The 18,182-nt window shown below is 61.3% G+C and carries 15 protein-coding genes; 8 read left to right on the top strand and 7 right to left on the bottom strand.

Annotation, left to right across the window (positions count from 1 at the left end; genetic code table 11):
• Positions 1 to 56: 56 nt before the first annotated feature.
• Genes uvrA through N2A41_RS09875 form a run of 3 tightly spaced genes read left to right on the top strand, consistent with a single transcriptional unit; the run spans position 57 to position 4,267 of the window.
• Positions 57 to 2,978 carry an excinuclease ABC subunit UvrA gene (uvrA, locus tag N2A41_RS09885; protein WP_260110828.1) on the top strand — a complete coding sequence of 974 codons (2,922 nt, stop codon included), beginning with the start codon at positions 57 to 59 and terminating at the stop codon, positions 2,976 to 2,978.
• Complete coding sequence (locus N2A41_RS09880; protein ID WP_260110827.1) at positions 2,975 to 3,436, top strand: GNAT family N-acetyltransferase; 462 nt, start codon at positions 2,975 to 2,977, stop codon at positions 3,434 to 3,436. The genes uvrA and N2A41_RS09880 overlap by 4 nt, the downstream gene beginning before the upstream one ends.
• Before the next feature lie 24 nt (positions 3,437 to 3,460).
• On the top strand, positions 3,461 to 4,267 hold the full coding sequence (locus N2A41_RS09875) for a DUF72 domain-containing protein (RefSeq protein ID WP_222383949.1): 807 nt from the start codon (positions 3,461 to 3,463) through the stop codon (positions 4,265 to 4,267).
• A gap of 30 nt (positions 4,268 to 4,297) precedes the next feature.
• Here the strand turns inward: N2A41_RS09875 and N2A41_RS09870 are convergent, their stop codons facing one another.
• Together N2A41_RS09870 and N2A41_RS09865 are read right to left on the bottom strand one after the other, a co-directional pair.
• A complete protein-coding gene (locus N2A41_RS09870) occupies positions 4,298 to 5,317 on the bottom strand; it encodes a DUF808 domain-containing protein (protein ID WP_260110826.1) in 1,020 nt (339 codons plus the stop codon).
• 257 nt (positions 5,318 to 5,574) lie between these two features.
• Entirely contained in the window at positions 5,575 to 7,047 is a 1,473-nt protein-coding gene (locus tag N2A41_RS09865; RefSeq protein WP_260110825.1) for an NAD(P)H-hydrate dehydratase, read from the bottom strand.
• A 343-nt stretch (positions 7,048 to 7,390) separates the two neighbouring features.
• On the opposite strand from N2A41_RS09865, the gene N2A41_RS09860 reads away from it, so the two are divergent.
• The 3 genes from N2A41_RS09860 (at position 7,391) to hspQ (ending at position 9,707) form a co-directional block, all read left to right on the top strand.
• Entirely contained in the window at positions 7,391 to 7,729 is a 339-nt protein-coding gene (locus N2A41_RS09860) for a P-II family nitrogen regulator (RefSeq protein ID WP_015339877.1), read from the top strand.
• Between the two features lie 78 nt (positions 7,730 to 7,807).
• Entirely contained in the window at positions 7,808 to 9,217 is a 1,410-nt protein-coding gene (glnA, locus tag N2A41_RS09855) for a type I glutamate--ammonia ligase (protein WP_017964276.1), read from the top strand.
• 160 nt (positions 9,218 to 9,377) lie between these two features.
• Positions 9,378 to 9,707 (top strand): heat shock protein HspQ, encoded by a 330-nt coding sequence (hspQ, locus tag N2A41_RS09850; protein WP_222383946.1) that lies wholly within the window; start codon positions 9,378 to 9,380, stop codon positions 9,705 to 9,707.
• Between the two features lie 113 nt (positions 9,708 to 9,820).
• Here hspQ and N2A41_RS09845 read toward each other — a convergent pair whose 3' ends face one another.
• A complete protein-coding gene (locus tag N2A41_RS09845; RefSeq protein WP_222383945.1) occupies positions 9,821 to 10,483 on the bottom strand; it encodes an invasion associated locus B family protein in 663 nt (220 codons plus the stop codon).
• Between the two features lie 284 nt (positions 10,484 to 10,767).
• Between N2A41_RS09845 and N2A41_RS09840 the strand changes: the two genes are divergently transcribed.
• Positions 10,768 to 12,570, top strand: coding sequence for an extracellular solute-binding protein (locus tag N2A41_RS09840; RefSeq protein WP_260110824.1), 1,803 nt, complete (start codon positions 10,768 to 10,770; stop codon positions 12,568 to 12,570).
• A 60-nt stretch (positions 12,571 to 12,630) separates the two neighbouring features.
• Positions 12,631 to 13,302 carry a DsbA family oxidoreductase gene (locus tag N2A41_RS09835; protein WP_162118611.1) on the top strand — a complete coding sequence of 224 codons (672 nt, stop codon included), beginning with the start codon at positions 12,631 to 12,633 and terminating at the stop codon, positions 13,300 to 13,302.
• A 147-nt stretch (positions 13,303 to 13,449) separates the two neighbouring features.
• On the opposite strand, the gene N2A41_RS09830 is transcribed toward N2A41_RS09835, so the two are convergent.
• The 4 genes from N2A41_RS09830 to N2A41_RS09815 form a co-directional block, all read right to left on the bottom strand.
• On the bottom strand, positions 13,450 to 13,782 hold the full coding sequence (locus N2A41_RS09830; protein ID WP_260110823.1) for a DUF6572 domain-containing protein: 333 nt from the start codon (positions 13,780 to 13,782) through the stop codon (positions 13,450 to 13,452).
• A gap of 107 nt (positions 13,783 to 13,889) precedes the next feature.
• Positions 13,890 to 14,357 (bottom strand): OsmC family protein, encoded by a 468-nt coding sequence (locus N2A41_RS09825; RefSeq protein WP_260110822.1) that lies wholly within the window; start codon positions 14,355 to 14,357, stop codon positions 13,890 to 13,892.
• A 15-nt stretch (positions 14,358 to 14,372) separates the two neighbouring features.
• Positions 14,373 to 17,873 carry a transcription-repair coupling factor gene (gene mfd, locus N2A41_RS09820; protein ID WP_260110821.1) on the bottom strand — a complete coding sequence of 1,167 codons (3,501 nt, stop codon included), beginning with the start codon at positions 17,871 to 17,873 and terminating at the stop codon, positions 14,373 to 14,375.
• The gene (locus N2A41_RS09815; RefSeq protein ID WP_012757428.1) at positions 17,870 to 18,175 is read right to left on the bottom strand and encodes an FAD assembly factor SdhE; all 306 of its coding nucleotides are present in this window, start codon (positions 18,173 to 18,175) and stop codon (positions 17,870 to 17,872) included. Before N2A41_RS09815 ends, mfd begins: the two co-directional genes overlap by 4 nt.
• Positions 18,176 to 18,182 lie beyond the last annotated feature (7 nt).

Genomic DNA, 18,182 nt, shown 5'->3' with positions numbered 1-18,182 from the left:
TCGCCCGTCGGCATCACTAAATAAGGGCTGTTATCCAGAAAACCAAAGCAGAGACGATGAGCGAACTGAAGACGATCTCCATCCGCGGCGCGCGCGAGCATAATCTCAAGAGCATCGATCTCGATCTGCCGCGTAACAAGCTGATCGTCATGACCGGGCTTTCGGGTTCCGGCAAATCCTCGCTTGCTTTCGACACGATCTATGCCGAGGGCCAACGGCGCTATGTCGAGAGCCTGTCGGCCTATGCCCGGCAGTTCCTCGAGATGATGCAGAAGCCCGATGTCGACCAGATCGACGGGCTGTCGCCGGCGATCTCGATCGAGCAGAAGACCACCTCGCGTAACCCGCGCTCGACGGTCGGCACCGTCACCGAGATCTACGACTATATGCGCCTGCTCTTTGCCCGCGTCGGCGTTCCCTATTCGCCGGCAACCGGCCTGCCGATCGAGAGCCAGACCGTCAGCCAGATGGTCGACCGTACCCTCGATTTCGGCGAGGGCACCCGGCTTTATATCCTTGCGCCGCTCGTGCGCGGGCGCAAGGGCGAATACAAGAAGGAACTGGCGGAGCTGATGAAGAAGGGCTTCCAGCGCGTCAAGGTCGACGGCCAGTTCTACGAGATCGCCGAGGCGCCGGTGCTCGACAAGAAATACAAGCACGACATCGACGTGGTGGTCGACCGCATCGTCGTGCGTTCGGATGTCTCGGCACGCCTGGCGGATAGTCTGGAGACCTGCCTGAAGCTCGCCGACGGGCTGGCGGTTGCCGAATTCGCCGACAAGCCGCTGCCGCCGGAAGAGACGTCGGCCGGCGGTTCGGCCAACAAGTCGCTGAACGAGACGCATGAACGCGTGCTGTTTTCGGAGAAATTCGCCTGCCCAGTCTCGGGCTTTACCATTCCCGAGATCGAACCCAGGCTCTTCTCCTTCAACAACCCGTTCGGCGCCTGCCCGACCTGCGACGGCCTCGGCGCCCAACAGAAGATCGATGCGGATCTGATCGTGCCCGAGCCCGAACGGACGCTGCGCGACGGGGCGATCGCGCCCTGGGCCAAGTCGACCTCGCCCTATTACAACCAGACGCTGGAAGCGCTCGGCAAACATTACGGCTTCAAGCTCGGCACCCGCTGGAACGATCTCTCCGACGAGGCCAAGGACGTCATCCTCAACGGCACCAACGACAAGATCGAATTCCATTATGCCGATGGCGCCCGCTCCTATACGACGCAGAAGAATTTCGAAGGCATCATCACCAACCTCGAGCGCCGCTGGAAGGAGACCGATTCCGCTTGGGCGCGCGAGGATATCGAACGCTTCATGTCGGCTGCCCCCTGCCCTTCCTGCAACGGATTCCGCCTGAAGCCGGAGGCGTTGGCGGTGAAGATCGACACGCTGCATATCGGCGAAGTGACCGCGATGTCGATCCGCGTCGCCCGTGACTGGTTCGAGACGCTGCCGGCAAGCTTCAACGCCAAGCAGAACGAGATCGCCGTGCGCATCCTCAAGGAAATCCGCGACCGGCTGCGCTTCCTCAATGACGTCGGCCTGGAATATCTCAGCCTGTCGCGCAATTCCGGCACGCTGTCGGGCGGCGAAAGCCAGCGCATCCGGCTTGCCTCGCAGATCGGCTCGGGGCTGACAGGCGTGCTTTACGTGCTCGACGAGCCGTCGATCGGCCTGCATCAGCGCGACAACGCCCGGCTGCTCGACACGCTGAAGCACTTGCGCGACATCGGCAACACCGTCATCGTCGTCGAACATGACGAGGATGCGATCCTATCGGCCGACGACGTGGTCGATATCGGCCCGGCAGCCGGCATTCACGGCGGCCAGGTGATCGCCCACGGCACGCCGCAGGATATCATGGACAATCCAAACTCGCTGACCGGCAAATATCTGTCGGGCGAGCTCGGCGTTCCGGTTCCCAATGAGCGCCGCAAGCCGAAGAAGGGCCGCGAGATCAAGGTAGTCGGGGCGCGTGGCAACAATCTCAAGAACGTCACGGCGTCGATCCCGCTCGGGGTGTTTACGGCGGTAACCGGCGTTTCCGGCGGCGGCAAATCCACCTTCCTGGTCGAAACGCTCTATAAATCGGCGGCAAGGCGCGTCATGGGCGCGCGTGAAAACCCAGCCGATCACGACCGCATCGACGGCTTCGAGCATATCGACAAGGTGATCGATATCGACCAATCGCCGATCGGCCGCACCCCGCGCTCGAACCCGGCGACCTATACCGGCGCCTTCACGCCGATCCGAGATTGGTTCGCCGGTCTGCCGGAGGCAAAGGCCCGCGGCTACCAGCCGGGCCGCTTCTCCTTCAACGTCAAGGGCGGACGCTGCGAGGCCTGCCAGGGAGACGGCGTCATCAAGATCGAGATGCACTTCCTGCCCGATGTCTACGTCACCTGCGACGTCTGCCACGGCAAGCGCTACAATCGCGAGACACTCGACGTCACCTTCAAACAGAGGTCTATCGCCGACGTGCTCGACATGACGGTGGAGGAAGGCGTCGATTTCTTCACGGCGGTGCCTGCCGTGCGCGACAAGCTGCAATCATTGAAGGATGTCGGCCTCGGTTATATCAAGGTCGGCCAGCAGGCGAATACGCTTTCGGGCGGCGAGGCGCAGCGCGTCAAGCTTGCCAAGGAACTGTCGAAACGCTCGACGGGACGCACGCTCTACATTCTCGACGAACCGACAACCGGCCTGCATTTCCACGACGTCGCCAAGCTGCTCGAAATGCTGCACGAACTGGTCAACCAGGGCAATTCGGTGGTGGTGATCGAACACAATCTCGAAGTCATCAAGACGGCCGACTGGGTGCTCGATTTCGGCCCCGAAGGCGGCGATGGCGGCGGCGAGATCGTCGCGACCGGCACGCCGGAAGCAATCGTCAGGGAAAAGCGGTCCTATACCGGACAGTTCCTGAAGGAATTGCTGGAACGGCGCCCGGTGAAGAAGGCGGTTGCGGCGGAATGACGATGAGGCCAGCGTCGCCCGATGATCTGGAAACGATCGCGACGCTGACAACAGCCGCCTATCGGCCCTATACCGAACTCTTCGGCGCTCCGCCGATCCCGGTGACGGAGGATTACGCGCCGCGGATCGAACGCGGCGAGGTCTGGCTGCGCGAGATCGGCGGGCAAACGGCCGGTCTGGCGGTCGTCGAACGGCATTCCGATCACCTCATGCTGTTCATCATCGCCGTTTCGCCGGCCTTTCAGGGTGCCGGACATGGGCTGGCGATGCTGCGCTGGCTGGAGGGCAAGGCGCGGGAATTGGCCGTGCCGGAGATCCGGCTCTACACGAATGCGCGGATGGAGCCGAATATCGCGCTCTACAGCGCCTTCGGATTTCAGGAAACGGGTCGCCGACCGAACCCTTATCGGCCAGGATGGACGCTCGTCTACATGACGAAAGAGATCAATGCGGCCTGAGCGGCTGCGAATGGGGAGGACGACATGACGAAATCCGGCACTATCCGCACCGGCATCGGCGGCTGGACCTTCGAGCCCTGGCGCGGGCATTTCTTTCCCGAGAGCCTGAAGCAGAAGGACGAGCTGAATTATGCCAGCCGCCAGCTGAAGGTTATCGAGGTCAACGGCACCTATTACAGCACGCAGAAGCCCGCGGTCTTTGCCAAATGGGCGGCTGACGTGCCGGACGGTTTCATCTTTTCGCTGAAGGCGACACGTTTCGTCACCAACCGGCGGGTGCTTGCCGAAGCCGGTGAATCGATGGAGCGGTTTCTGTCATCGGGCATTAGCGAACTCGGCGATCATCTCGGGCCGCTGCTCTGGCAGTTCGCGCCGACCAAGAGGTTCGATCCGCAAGATTTCGAAGCCTTCCTGAAGCTGCTGCCTGCAAAGCAGGACGGGTTGACGCTCCGCCACGTGGTCGAGGTGCGGCACGATTCCTTCAAGGTGCCGGAGTTCGTCGCGCTGCTGGCGAAATACGGCGTGGCGCCTGTTTGCGCCGAACATTTCGAATATCCGATGATCGCCGACGTCACGGCCGATTTCGTCTATGCGCGGCTGCAGAAGGGATCGGACGATATCCCGACCTGCTATCCGGAAAAGGACCTGAAGGCCTGGGCAGACCGGCTGGAGACCTGGGCCGAGGGCAAGGTTCCTGACGACCTGCCGCTGATCGATGGAGATCGCAAGGTGAAGGTCGAGCCGCGCGACGTCTTCGCCTTCATGATCCATGAGGGCAAGGTCAATGCACCGCATGGAGCAATCGCCCTGCAGCAGGCGCTGGCGAAATAGGCGAGGCTTGCCCGCCGATAGCCGCAAGCTTCATTTCTTCCCGTTCGCCAGCGCCTCTTTCCGTCGGCGCGGCAGGAGCGATTTGAGGTACCGCCATATCGGCGAGACGGCGTAGCCTGTGACCGGAATCGCGATCAAGCCGGCGACGCTACCGACGATACCCGCGCCTGCGGCCTCGACGACCCAGCGCAGCACCGATGCCAGAACGGGAACCGCATGCGCAGTCGCCTCGCCGGCCTCGTGGATCAGATGCGCAAGGCCGCTGATGCCATAGGCTTCGAGGCCATGAACGATGATGCCGCCGCCGACCCAGATCATGGCGGCCGTTCCGACGATGCCGAGCACTTTCAGAAAATAAGGCATGCCTGTGACAAGCCCCTCCCCGATCGAACGCAAGGCGGCGCCCATCGGAGATGCCGTCCGCACACGCGCCAGCATCAGACCCAGATCATCGGCTTTCACGATAAGCGCCACGCCGCCATAGACCATGATCGTGATACCCAGTCCAACAACGGCAAGGATGACGGCTTGCGTGAACATGCTGCCTGAGGGCACCGCGGCGAGCGTAATCGCCATGATTTCGGCCGACAGGATGAAATCCGTCTTGATTGCGCCAGCAACCTTCTCGTCTTCTAGCGATTTGGCATCGAGGCTTGTCGTCTCGAGTGCCGATTCATGGGCATGGGCTGCATGCGGCAGCACCAGTTCGTAGACTTTTTCCACACCCTCGTAGCAGAGATAAAGCCCGCCAATCATCAGCAGCGGCGTGATCGACTGCGGTGCGACAAGGCTCAGGATCAGTGCTGCCGGAAGCAGGATCAGAAGCTTGTTCTTCAGCGAGCCGAGCGTGATCTTGCCGATGATCGGCAATTCGCGTGCTGCCGAAAATCCGGTGACGTAGCGGGGTGTGACGGCCGCATCATCAATGACGACGCCGGCCGCTTTCGCGCCCGCCTTGGCAGCCTGGCCGGCAATATCGTCGAGCGACGCCGCAGCCACCTTGGCCAATGCCGCGATATCATCAAGTAGGGCGATCAGGCCAATACTCATTCGAGCCTCCGTCGAAAGACAGACTTACGCAAAAAAACGGAAAGCCCGTCAACGAGACGCGGAATCCTCCGGCCGGAAGATGCCACGCAAGGGTCGCGACGACAATGGCCGTCATTCAGCCGGCATTCAGACTGTGCCACAGTCAGACATGTCGGATGACGGTCCAGATTCTGCGTTCAAGGTGCAGAAGACCAGCAGCGGGCAGATCCGCCGCCGGATGGCGGCATCCGCCCTCCGAAAGGACGCGCAGCGACGTTTTAAAACGGCAATACTTCGGCAGCAAGCTCCTCTGCCGTCAGCCCTTTGCCGGCGCGTTGACCTGCCTCTCCATGCAGCCAGACGCCGGCAGCCGCGGCCTCGAAGGCCGGCAGGCCCTGGGCGAGCAATCCGCCGATGATGCCGGCAAGTACGTCGCCGGAACCGGCGGTGGCAAGCCAGACGGGAGCGTTGGTATTGATGAGCGCACGGCCGTCTGGCGCGGCGATGACGGTATCGGCGCCTTTGTAGATAATCGCGGCATTGGCGCGGCGGGCGGCGGCCAAGGCCTTGGCCACCTTGCCGAGCGCTTCGTCGCCGCCGATATCGGGAAAGAGCCGCGCGAATTCGCCTTCGTGCGGCGTCAGCACCAGCCGCGGCTCACCCTCGAAAAGATCAAACAGCTGTTGCGGATCGTCCTTGAACGAAGAGATGCCGTCGGCATCAAGCACCAGATGGCGATCGGCAAGGGCCGAGACGAAGCCGCGCGCCCTGGCGCCGATGCCGAAACCGGGGCCGAGGACGAAGGTCTGCAGCCGCTTGTCGGAGAGCCAGTCGCCAAGGTCGGCCTCGTCGTCGATGGCATGCAGCATGACGGCGGTGAGATGCGCCGCATTGGCGGTCATCGCCGCGCGGGGGGCGGCGATCGTCACCAGGCCGGCGCCGGCCTTCAGACCCGAGATCGCCGACATGCGCGCGGCACCCGTCTTGTCGGCCTCGCCTGAGAAGACGACCAGATGACCGCGCTTGTATTTGTGGGTTTCCAACTGCTCGACCGGCAACACGCGCTTCCAGGCATCCGGCGTGTTCTCGGCGATGGGACCCCCCGCTTCAGCCCTGACGATACGAGCGGGGATACCGATGTCGAAGACCTCCAATTCACCGCAAAGCTCCCTGCCTGGCATCAGCAGATGGCCGGGCTTGCGGGTCATGAAGGTGATGGTGTTGCAGGCCCGGAAGGCGGCACCCAGCACCTTGCCGGTGCGGCCATCGAGGCCGGAGGGCAGATCGATGGCGAGCACGGGAATAGCGGCCTGCGTGACGCGGCCGATCAGCGCGCGCACATCGGCCGACACCGCGCGACCAAGCCCCGCCCCGAACAGGCCATCGATGACGACGTCGCCGGTTTCGGGCCGATAGAGGTCGAGTCCTTGTCCCTCCAATGCGCAGCTCCTGCGGGCGCGGGCGGCATCGCCCTTCAGCCTCACGGGATCGCCGAGGTGGAAGAGCGCCACCCTCGCCCCGCTCTGCTGCAGATGACGTGCTGCGACATAGGCGTCGCCGCCATTGTTGCCGGGCCCGCAAAGCGCGACGAAGCGCAGCGCTCCGGGATGGAGGCGCAGAGCCGCGGCGGCAACCGCGGCGCCTGCCCTTTCCATCAGGGCGAAGGAATCGATGCCGGACGCGGCTGCGGCCGTATCGACGGCGGCCATTTCGGCCGGCGTGAGAAGAAGGTCGGACAGGTTTTTGATCATCACCCTATTCAATCAAAAAACGCCTAAAAAACAACCGCCTGAAATACCAAAGAGAAGAACGACATTTAAGCATTTGCCTATCTTTTCATCATCGCGAGAGGTGTATTCGCAGTTGCGAAAATACCTGACTTTTTCCGTTTCGGGTGTGATTTTGATCGGAGACAATGTTTTTTCATCCGTTCTGCCACCAAAACCACATAGAATTCCCCGCAAACGTGCCGGTTTTGACAGAATCGACGTCTTTTTTCGATAAGATGGATTTCAAACTGGCACGATATCTGCATCATATTCGGCGAGCGGGAAAATTCCTGCCATAACAGGAGAAGCGGAGAGACATTTTCTCATGAAAAAGATCGAAGCGATCATTAAGCCTTTCAAGCTGGACGAAGTGAAGGAAGCCCTTCAGGAAGTCGGCCTGCAGGGTATCACGGTCACGGAAGCCAAGGGTTTCGGCCGTCAGAAGGGCCACACGGAACTCTACCGCGGAGCCGAGTACGTCGTCGATTTCCTGCCGAAGGTAAAAGTCGAGGTTGTACTGGCCGACGAGAACGCGGAAGCCGTCATCGAAGCGATCCGCAAGGCGGCGCAGACCGGCCGCATCGGCGACGGAAAGATCTTCGTTTCCAACGTCGAAGAGGTTATCCGCATCCGCACCGGCGAGACCGGCATTGATGCCATCTGACCACTTTGCCAATCGCGCAAAGTCCGTTACCGTCATCGCCGAGCCACACCGTCATAGCAAATCGGAGGAAACTACTTAATGGCGACCGCAAGCGAAATTCTGAAGCAGATCAAGGAGAACGACGTTAAGTTCGTCGATCTGCGTTTCACCGACCCGAAGGGCAAGCTGCAGCATGTGACGATGGACGTCGTCTGCGTCGATGAAGACATGTTCGCTGACGGCGTGATGTTCGACGGCTCCTCGATCGGCGGCTGGAAGGCCATCAACGAGTCCGACATGGTGCTGATGCCCGACACCGAAACGGTGCATATGGACCCTTTCTTCGCCCAGTCGACCATGGTCATCGTCTGCGACATCCTCGATCCGGTCTCCGGCGAGGCCTATAACCGCGATCCGCGCGGCACCGCCAAGAAGGCCGAAGCCTACCTCAAGGCATCCGGCATCGGCGATACGGTTTTTGTCGGGCCGGAAGCCGAATTCTTCGTCTTCGACGACGTCAAGTACAAGGCCGATCCTTACAATACCGGCTTCAAGCTCGATTCGACCGAACTGCCGTCGAACGACGACACCGATTACGAGACCGGCAACCTCGGCCATCGCCCGCGCATCAAGGGCGGTTATTTCCCGGTCCCCCCCGTCGACAGCGCCCAGGACATGCGTTCGGAAATGCTGACTGTGCTCTCCGAGATGGGCGTCGTCGTCGAAAAGCATCACCATGAAGTCGCGGCCGCCCAGCACGAACTCGGTATCAAGTTCGATACGCTGGTGCGCAACGCCGACAAGATGCAGATCTACAAATATGTCGTCCACCAAGTGGCCAACGCCTACGGCAAGACGGCGACCTTCATGCCGAAGCCGATCTTCGGCGACAACGGCTCGGGCATGCACGTGCACCAATCGATCTGGAAGGGCGGCAAGCCGACCTTTGCCGGCGACGAATATGCCGGCCTTTCCGAGAGCTGCCTGTTTTATATCGGCGGCATCATCAAGCATGCCAAGGCGATCAACGCTTTCACCAATCCGTCGACGAACTCCTACAAGCGTCTCGTCCCGGGTTACGAAGCCCCTGTGCTGCTCGCCTATTCGGCGCGTAACCGCTCGGCTTCCTGCCGCATTCCGTTCGGATCCAACCCGAAGGCCAAACGCGTCGAAGTCCGCTTCCCGGATCCGACCGCCAACCCCTATCTCGCCTTCGCCGCCATGCTGATGGCCGGCCTCGACGGCATCAAGAACAAGATCCATCCCGGCAAGGCCATGGACAAGGATCTTTACGACCTGCCGCCGAAGGAACTGAAGAAGATCCCGACCGTCTGCGGCAGCCTGCGCGAAGCGCTTGAAAGCCTCGACAAGGACCGCAAGTTCCTGACGGCCGGCGGCGTCTTCGACGACGATCAGATCGATGCCTTCATCGAGCTGAAGATGGCTGAGGTGATGCGTTTCGAAATGACGCCGCATCCGGTCGAATACGACATGTACTATTCGGCCTGATCGGCTCAGAACATGGAAAGTCCCGGCTTGCCGGGGCTTTCGCCTCCCTGGTCATGAACGGCAAATGGTGAGGATGTGACGTTCATGTGACGAACTCGCGCAAAAATCTTGATTTGCGCGACACCAATCACCAAATTCGGTGATGAAAGGAAGTCGTACCATGAAAGAAAGAACAGCAAAGTTCAGTATCGGCGAAGTGGTTCGGCACAAGGTTTTTCCGTTTCGCGGCGTCATCTTCGACGTTGATCCGGAGTTCGCGAATACGGAGGAATGGTGGAATTCCATTCCCGCCGAGGTGCGCCCGAGCAGGGACCAGCCCTTCTATCACCTGCTCGCCGAGAATGACGAAAGCGAATATGTCGCTTATGTCTCCGAGCAAAACCTGATGAACGACGAAAGCGGCACGCCGCTTCGCAACCCGCAGATCTACCAGATTTTCGATCAGGCCCCGTCAGGGCAGTTCAAACCCAAGATGAGCTTCGCCCACTAACTCACTGGTGCCGATCGTTGAATCAAGGCCTCGCTTCTCCCGGCGAGGCCTTTTCTTTACGCAACAAAAACCCGGCGTGAAGCCGGGTTTCTGTTTCAAAGGAGGTGACAGAATTACTGCGCCTTGGCTGCCTTCTGGGCGTCTTCCAGCTTCTTGCGGGCTTCTTCGGCCTTCTTCTGCATGCCTTCCTGGAGGCTGCGCTGGCTTTCAACGAGCTTGGATTCGGAAACCGGTTCGCCGTCATAAGCGCCGGTGAAGCCTTCAAGCGAAATCTTGATCGGGTTCGGGGCGCGGCGGAAGTTGATCGAGGTGAAGATCACGTCGCTGCCCTTCTTGAGGCTGGCGATCATCGCGTCGGTCAGCGGGATTTCAGCGGTGCACTTGTCCGGCAGGCAGACGGCGTAGTCGAGCTTCTGGCCTTTGCCGCCGTCGATCTGCATGAGGACGCCGGGAGGGACGAGGCGTGCCGTGGGAACCGAGACCTGCAGGAGCTTGCGGTTAATCTTGCCGGAAACCGAGATCAGGCCGACGGCCGTGACGAGCTGGCCGCCATTGGCGAGGATCAGGTTCTGGACAACACAGATGTCGTTGTCTTCCTGCTTGCTGCAGGTCTTGTACCAGCCGAGCTTCGGCGCTCCTGCGGCCTGTGCCGGGGCATCGGCCGGAGCCTGTGCCGCCGCATTCTGCGCGAAGGAGGAGACCGGAGCCGAAGCGCCGAACACCACTGCCAGAACGGACAGTGCTGCCCGCATTTTCTTTTCAGACTTGAACATCATAACGAATTCCGTCTCCTGATATCCGTTCGGGGCAACGTCTTGCCGCCCCAACCATCGGGTCGTTCGGCACTCCACCTCTTAAAAAAATAAGGCAAATGCATGACCCCTAAACTTCGGGTTCACCTGTTACATCGCAGCGTGCAAGATATCCAGCACTTCTTTGGCAATTTGACGCGCATTTCGTCGCGATGCCAAAGAAATCGCCGCTCCGTGTTGGAATCGGTCGACCCCATGATAATCTTGGCGTGAATCATGCCCCGTTTTCACGGATCAAGGATTGCCGAATGCTCCGTATCGTCGTCCCCCTCGTCCTCTCGCTGCTGTGCGGCACGGTCGCCGCCGAGCCGCTGCACGGCATCGCGATGCACGGCGAGCCTGCCCTGCCGGCTGATTACAAGCACTTCCCTTACGTCAATCCCGACGTGAAAAAAGGTGGCAAGATCACCTATGGCGTGGTCGGCACCTTCGACAGCCTCAACCCGTTCATCCTGAAGAGCATGCGCACGACGGCGCGCGGCATGTGGGATCCGGACTATGGCAATCTCGTCTACGAATCGCTGATGCAGCGCTCCAGGGACGAGCCTTTCACCCTCTACGGCCTGCTTGCCGAGTCGGTCGAATGGGACGACGATCGGAGCTTCATTCAGTTCAACCTCAATCCGAAGGCGAGATGGGCCGATGGCCAGCCGGTGACGCCGGAAGACGTGATGTTCACCTTCGAGCTGATGCGCGACAAGGGCCGCGTGCCCTTCGCCAACCGCCTCAACGTCGTCGCCAAGATGGAGAAGGTCGGCGAGCACAGCGTGCGCTTCACCTTCAACGACAAGGCCGACCGCGAGACGCCGTTGATTTTCGGTCTGTTTCCGGTGCTGCCGAAACATGCGATCGATCCGGCAACCTTCGACCGTTCATCGCTGACGCCGCCGGTCGGGTCCGGTCCCTACAAGGTGAAGACGGTGAAGCCCGGCGAGAGCATCACCTATGAGCGCGACCCCAACTACTGGGGCAAGGACATTCCCGCCAAGGTCGGCACCGACAATTACGACCAGATCACCGTCCAGTATTTCCTGCAGGATACGACGCTGTTCGAGGCCTTCAAGAAGGGCGATGTCGACATCTATCCGGATGGCAATCCCGGCCATTGGGCCAATGCCTATAATTTCCCCGCCGCCACCTCGGGGGTCGTGGTCAAGGACGTGTTCACGCCGAAATTGCCGAGCGGCATGCTCGGCTTCGTGTTCAATACGCGCCGGCCGATCTTTGCCGATCTCAAGGTGCGCGAAGGCCTGTCGCTGGTGTTCGATTTCGAATGGGCGAACAAGAACCTCTATTCCGGCGCCTACAAGCGCACGCAGAGTTTCTGGCAGAATTCCGAGCTGTCGAGTTTTGGCGTCCCCGCCAATGCGGCCGAGCTTGCCCTGCTCGGGCCGATCAAGGACAAAATTGCCCCGGAGATTCTCGACGGCACCTACAAGCTGCCAGTCACCGACGGCTCCGGCCGCGACCGCAATGTGCTGAAACAGGGCGTCGAGCTGCTGAAACAGGGCGGCTATACGATTCAGGGCGGCAAGATGCTCGATGCCTCCGGCCGCCAGCTCGCCTTCGAGATCATGACGCAGAATGCCGACCAGGAGAAGCTCGCCGTCGCCTACCAGCGTTCGCTGCAGACGATCGGCATCGCCGCTTCGATTCGCACGGTCGATGATTCGCAGTATCAGAGCCGGACGAACAGCTTCGACTACGACATGATCATGAAGTCCTACACGTCGTCGCTATCGCCAGGAAACGAACAGCTCGGCCGTTGGTCTTCGGCCGCGAAGACCCGCGAGGGCAGCGACAGCTTCGCCGGCGCTGCCGACCCCGATCTCGATACGCTGATCGATCACCTGCTCCGGGCGCGCTCGGCCGAGGATTTCACCGCAGCGGTGCGCTCCTATGACCGGCTGCTGCTGTCCAGCCATTACGTGCTGCCGCTCTATCATATGGATCAGCAATGGGTGGCGCGCAGCAAACGCATCGGCCATCCCGACACGGTGCCACTCTATGGCTACCAGCTGCCGCTCTGGTGGGATACGAGCGCCCAATAAGAACAGCCGAACCGCCCGGCTTACATGTCTCCCTTGGAGACCCATAGAAGGAAAATCATCATGGAGCGTATCACCATCGACGTCGTCTCGGATGTCGTCTGCCCCTGGTGCTATCTCGGCAAGGCGCGGCTGGAACTCGCCATCGCCGAGGTGCAGGACCAAATCGGCGTCGACATCAACTGGCGGCCGTACCGGCTCAATCCCGACTATCCCAAGGAAGGCGTCGACCAGAAGAAGGCGCTGGCCGAGAAGCTCGGCGGCGAGGAGCGCGTGGCGCAAGCGCACAAGATGCTCAGCGATTATGGCCGCGAGGTCGGCATTGCCTTTAATTTCGAGGCGATCAAGATCGGCCCGAACACGCTCGATGCGCATCGACTGATCCACTGGGCGATGATCGAAGGCCGCGAGAAGCAGGACAAGGTCGTTGACGCGCTGTTCAAGGCGAATTTCGAGGAAGGCCGCAATGTCGGCGACCATGCGGTGCTGCTCGATATCGCCGAAAAATCAGGCCTCGACCGCTCAGTCATCGCCTCGCTGCTTGCCTCCGATGCCGACCGCGATCTGATCGTCGCCGAGATCAAGGCGGCCCAGGAGATGGGCGTCAACGGCGTGCCGTTCTTCATCTTCGACCAGCAATATGCCGTCAGCGGCGCACAGACGCCCGACGTGCTGGCGAACGCGCTGCGCGATATAGCCAAGGCGAAGGCCGAGGCGCGGTCGGGGCTCAACTGACGTCGCCGAGCGCAGAACCGGACGTAGCGCACCTCGGCCTTCACAGGATTGGCGATGAAGACGCTAGAGGATGAAGCTGAAACGGTTCCTGACGGATGCGATGTTCGACAATGCTGTTTTTGAGCTGAGGTATTCGTCGCTAAAAAACTAACCTGCGCGAAACAATCGATGCTGGAGTTTTATTCCGGCACCTTCGACGATTTGTGCAACTTGGTCATAAAAGCCTCGGGCCTGCTGGCTCGGTGGATACTTGCACACAATGTCTATTAACACAGCCCTGCCTTTGACGTCGGGATATGTTCTCAAAATCTCACCGCTCTCAACAAAGCCCAAATAGGTATTCAGTTTTTCCTGCAGTAACCGAAGGTGCTCACTATCACTTCCTGTCCATGCAAGGTGATCCGTGATGGTCAGCACTAGCTCGCCTGTCGCATTATCGACTCCGATGGCATCAATGATATTCGTTTCATCCAAAGCCATCGCAAGTTAGCTTCCTTACGGCCCGATTATGTCGATCGCGGCGTCGGTGAAAGGTGAAGATGGTCCTAAAGCGACGCTGCGGGAATTCCGACTTGGCAACGGCCAGCTCAGCCCAGAATCGGAACGCAGCGCACCTCGGTCTTTACCGAATTGGCGATGAAACATTCGTCATGGGCGCGATGGTGCAGGGCTTCGAGCTCGCTCAGCGAGGGCTGCTTTTCACCGTTGAAGACGACATGCGGACGGAGGGTCACGACGGTCATGGCAAGGCGACCCTCGGCATTCTTCTCCATCACACCTTCGGCGGCATCAGTATAGCTGTCGACGCAAAAGCGCTGTTTGGCGGCGATCGACAGGAACCAGAGCATGTGGCAGCTGGAGAGCGAGGCGACGAAAGCTTCCTCCGGATCGACGGCATCTTCGGCCGAATAGGGCAACGGAACGACATGCGCGGAGGAAGATGCCTTCACCTCGATGCCGCCGTCGAACGTCCAGCGGTGGGCGCGGCTGTAGCGGTTGTCGGTGAAGGTCTCGCCGTTGCGCTGCCAGGCGATCGTTGCGCCGTATTTCGCCATTCCAACTTCCTCCGTTTACTTCGCGAATTCAGCCAGTTGCGTCATGATGACCGCTGCCCCCTGCAGGCGTTTTTCCGGCGTCGGCAGGTCTCGGGTCAGGAACAGGCTGTGGTCGGGACGGATCTTCGCCATCGTGCCCTGTTTGCCGATATAACCGACCAGGTTGGCCGGATTGGGGAATTCCTTGTTGCGGAACTGCACGACGACACCCTTCGGGCCGGCATCGAGTTTTTCGACATTGGCGGTGCGGCAGAGCGACTTGATGTAGACGATCTTCAGCAGATGCTGGACTTCGATCGGCATCGGGCCGAAGCGGTCGATCATCTCGGCGCCGAAGCCGTCGATCTCCTTGAGCTCGGTGATTTCGCCGAGGCGGCGGTAGAGCGCCATGCGCAGGTGCAGATCGGGAACGTATCCTTCCGGGATCATTACCGTCGTGCCGACGGAGATCTGCGGCGACCAGCCGGTGTCGTGGATCTCGTCGACACCCTTGACCTCGGCGACCGCCTCTTCCAGCATCTGCTGGTAAAGCTCGAAACCGACCTCCTTGATGTGGCCGGACTGCTCCTCGCCGAGCAGGTTGCCGGCGCCGCGGATATCGAGGTCGTGGCTTGCCAACTGGAAGCCGGCACCGAGCGTATCCAGCGACTGCAGCACCTTCAACCGGCGTTCGGCGGTGGCCGTCAGCACCTTGTTGACCGGCAGGGTGAAGAGCGCGAAAGCGCGCACCTTCGAGCGGCCGACGCGGCCGCGCAGCTGATAGAGCTGGGCAAGGCCGAACATGTCGGCGCGGTGGACGATCAACGTGTTGGCTGTAGGCACGTCGAGGCCGGATTCGACGATGGTTGTGGACAACAGCACGTCGTAGCGGCCTTCATAGAAGGCGTTCATGATGTCTTCGAGTTCGCCGGCCGGCATCTGGCCATGGGCGACGGCGACCTTCAGCTCCGGCACATCCGACTGCAGGAAGGCATGCACATCCTCGAGGTCGGCAAGCCTGGGGCAAACATAGAAGCTCTGGCCGCCGCGATAATGCTCGCGCATCAGCGTCTCGCGGATGACCAGGCTGTCGAAGGGCGAGATGAAGGTGCGCACCGCCATGCGGTCGACCGGCGGCGTGGTGATCAGCGACAGTTCGCGCACGCCGGTCATGGCAAGCTGCAGCGTGCGCGGGATCGGCGTTGCCGACAGCGTCAGCACGTGCACGTCGCTCTTCAGCTCCTTCAGCCGCTCCTTGTGCTTGACGCCGAAATGCTGCTCCTCGTCGATGACGAGCAGGCCGAGATTGGCGAATTTAATGCCGGCGCCGAGCAGCGCATGGGTGCCGACGACGATATCGGTCTTGCCTTCCGCCACCTCCTTCTTGGTCAGCGCCAGCTCCTTGGCGCCGACGAGGCGCGAGGCCTGCTGGATGCGCACCGGCAGACCGCGGAAACGATCGGAAAAGGTTTTGAAATGCTGGCGGGACAGCAGCGTCGTCGGCACGACGATGGCGACCTGGGCGCCGTTCATCGCTGCGACGAAGGCGGCGCGCAACGCCACTTCGGTCTTGCCGAAGCCGACGTCGCCGCAGACGAGGCGATCCATCGGCCGGCCGGCGCCGAGATCGGAGCGCACCGCCTCGATGGCGTTTTCCTGGTCCTCGGTCTCGTCATAGGGGAAGCGGGCGGCGAATTCGTCGTAAAGGCCTTCCGGCGTCGTCAGCATCGGCGCATGGCGCGTCAGGCGCTCGGCGGCGATGCGGATCAGCGCATCGGCCATATCGAGCAGGCGCTTCTTGAGCTTGGCCTTGCGCATCTGCCAGGCGCCGCCGCCGAGCTTGTCGAGCTGGGCTTCGGTGCCCTCGCCGCCGTAACGGGAGAGAAGATCGATGTTTTCGACCGGCAGGAAGAGCTTGGCCTCGTCGGCATACTGCAGCTCGAGGCAGGCATGCGGCGCGCCTGCGGCCTCGATGGTCCTGAGCCCGATGAAGCGGCCGATACCATGTTCGGCATGGACGACGATCGAGCCTTCGTCGAGGCCCGCGACTTCCGAGATGAAATCGGCGGCGCGCTTGCGGCGCTTGGAGCGGCGCACCATGCGGTCGCCTAATATATCCTGCTCGCCGATGACGACGAGGTCGCCGGCCTCGAAGCCGGCTTCGAGGCTGAGCACGGCAGCAGCCGCCTCACCTCTCGCCAGCGAGCCGACATCCTTCAGCGCCTCGATCAACTTGACCTTTTCCAGGCCATGTTCGTTCAGCACCTGCAGCAGGCGTTCCAGCGAGCCTTCGGTCCAGGCGGTGACGAGCACTTTCGCGCCGGCGGCGCGGCGATCGGCAATATGCTTGACGACGACGTCGAAGATATTGATGCGTTCGGCATCGCCGCCGCCTTCGGCATTCGAACGAGCCCAGCGCTGGCCCTGGCGGGCGTCGATGTTGACGACCCGCCGCGCCTCGCCCTCGTGCTCGTTAAAGGGGCTGATGCGGATCGCGCCGAGCGCATCGAGGGTTTTGACGAAAAGCTTGCTGTCGAGATAGAGCTGGCCCGGCGTCACCGGCTTGTAAGGCGTGCCCTGCGTCATCCCCTTGACCGGCTGGCCGGAATTCAGGCGGGCGTCGTAATAGTCAAAAACGAGCTTGGAGCGCTCTTCGGCTGCTTCGCGGACCGTATGATCGATGACGAACCGGAAGCCGCTCAAATAATCAAAGACGGTATCGAGCTTCTCGTAGAAAAGCGGCAGCCAGTGCTCCATGCCGGGGTAACGGCGGCCTTCGGAGACGGCGAGATACAGCGCGTCGTCACGCGTGGTCGCACCGAAAGCAGAGAGGTAATTCTTGCGAAAACGGCTGATCGTATCCGGGGTCAGCGTCACCTCGCTCATCGGGTTGAGATCGAGGGAGCGCACCTGCCCGATCGTGCGCTGGCTGGCCGGATCGAAGCTGCGGATGCTTTCCAGCGTGTCGCCGAAGAAATCGAGGCGGACCGGCTCTTCGGAACCCGGCACGAAGACGTCGAGAATGCCGCCGCGCACGGCATATTCGCCGACTTCGCGAACGGTGGCGACCCGCTCGAAGCCGTTGCGCTCCAGGCGGCCGGCGAGATCGTCCATGCGCAGCTGGTTACCGGGTCGGGCCGAAAAACTCAGGCTTTCGATGACATCCTGCGGCGCCACCTTCTGCAGCATGGCATTGGCGGTGACGAGCACGATTGCCGCATGCGGCTTCTTGCGATGGGCGATGAGGCCGCCGAGTGCGGCCAGCCGGCGAGCCGAGGTATCGGCGCTCGGCGAGACGCGGTCATATGGCAGACAGTCCCAGGCCGGCAAGGTGAGAACCGGAATGTCGGGGGCGACGAAGCCCAGCATCTGTTCGAGATCGGCCATGCGGTGGCCGTCGGACATGACATAGGCGACCGGCTCTCCCGTTCGCGCGAGCTCGGCGAGCAGCAGCGTTTCAAGGCCTGCCGGCACATTGCCGATCGTCAGCGGCTCGGCAATGGCCGCAAGCTTCTTCGCATCGAAACCAGGGATCATTCCGGCGTCCTGAGGGGCTTGTCAAAATCGGGCTTGTAGGCGGCGATGCGGGCAAACATCGGGGTCTGGAAACGCTCAGGCACCGGCCATGTTCCCATGATCCAGCGGACGAGATCATTGTCCTCTTCCGCCATGATCGTCTCGAACTCGTCGAGCTCGGCTTCCGACAGTCTGGCGACCTCGGCTTCGGCGAATTGGCCGAAGACCAGATCCATCTCGCGGATGCCGCGATGCCAGCAGCGGAAAAGGATCCGGCGGCGGCGCGGGTCGAGACCGGCACTGGTGAGCGTGACACCTGTCATGGCATTA

Source organism: Rhizobium sp. SRDI969 (assembly GCF_025152725.1).
In the GTDB taxonomy this organism is placed as follows: domain Bacteria; phylum Pseudomonadota; class Alphaproteobacteria; order Rhizobiales; family Rhizobiaceae; genus Rhizobium; species Rhizobium leguminosarum_I.
The sequence above is the reverse complement of the archived record's forward strand: the minus strand, read 5'-3'. Positions and strand labels throughout refer to the sequence as shown.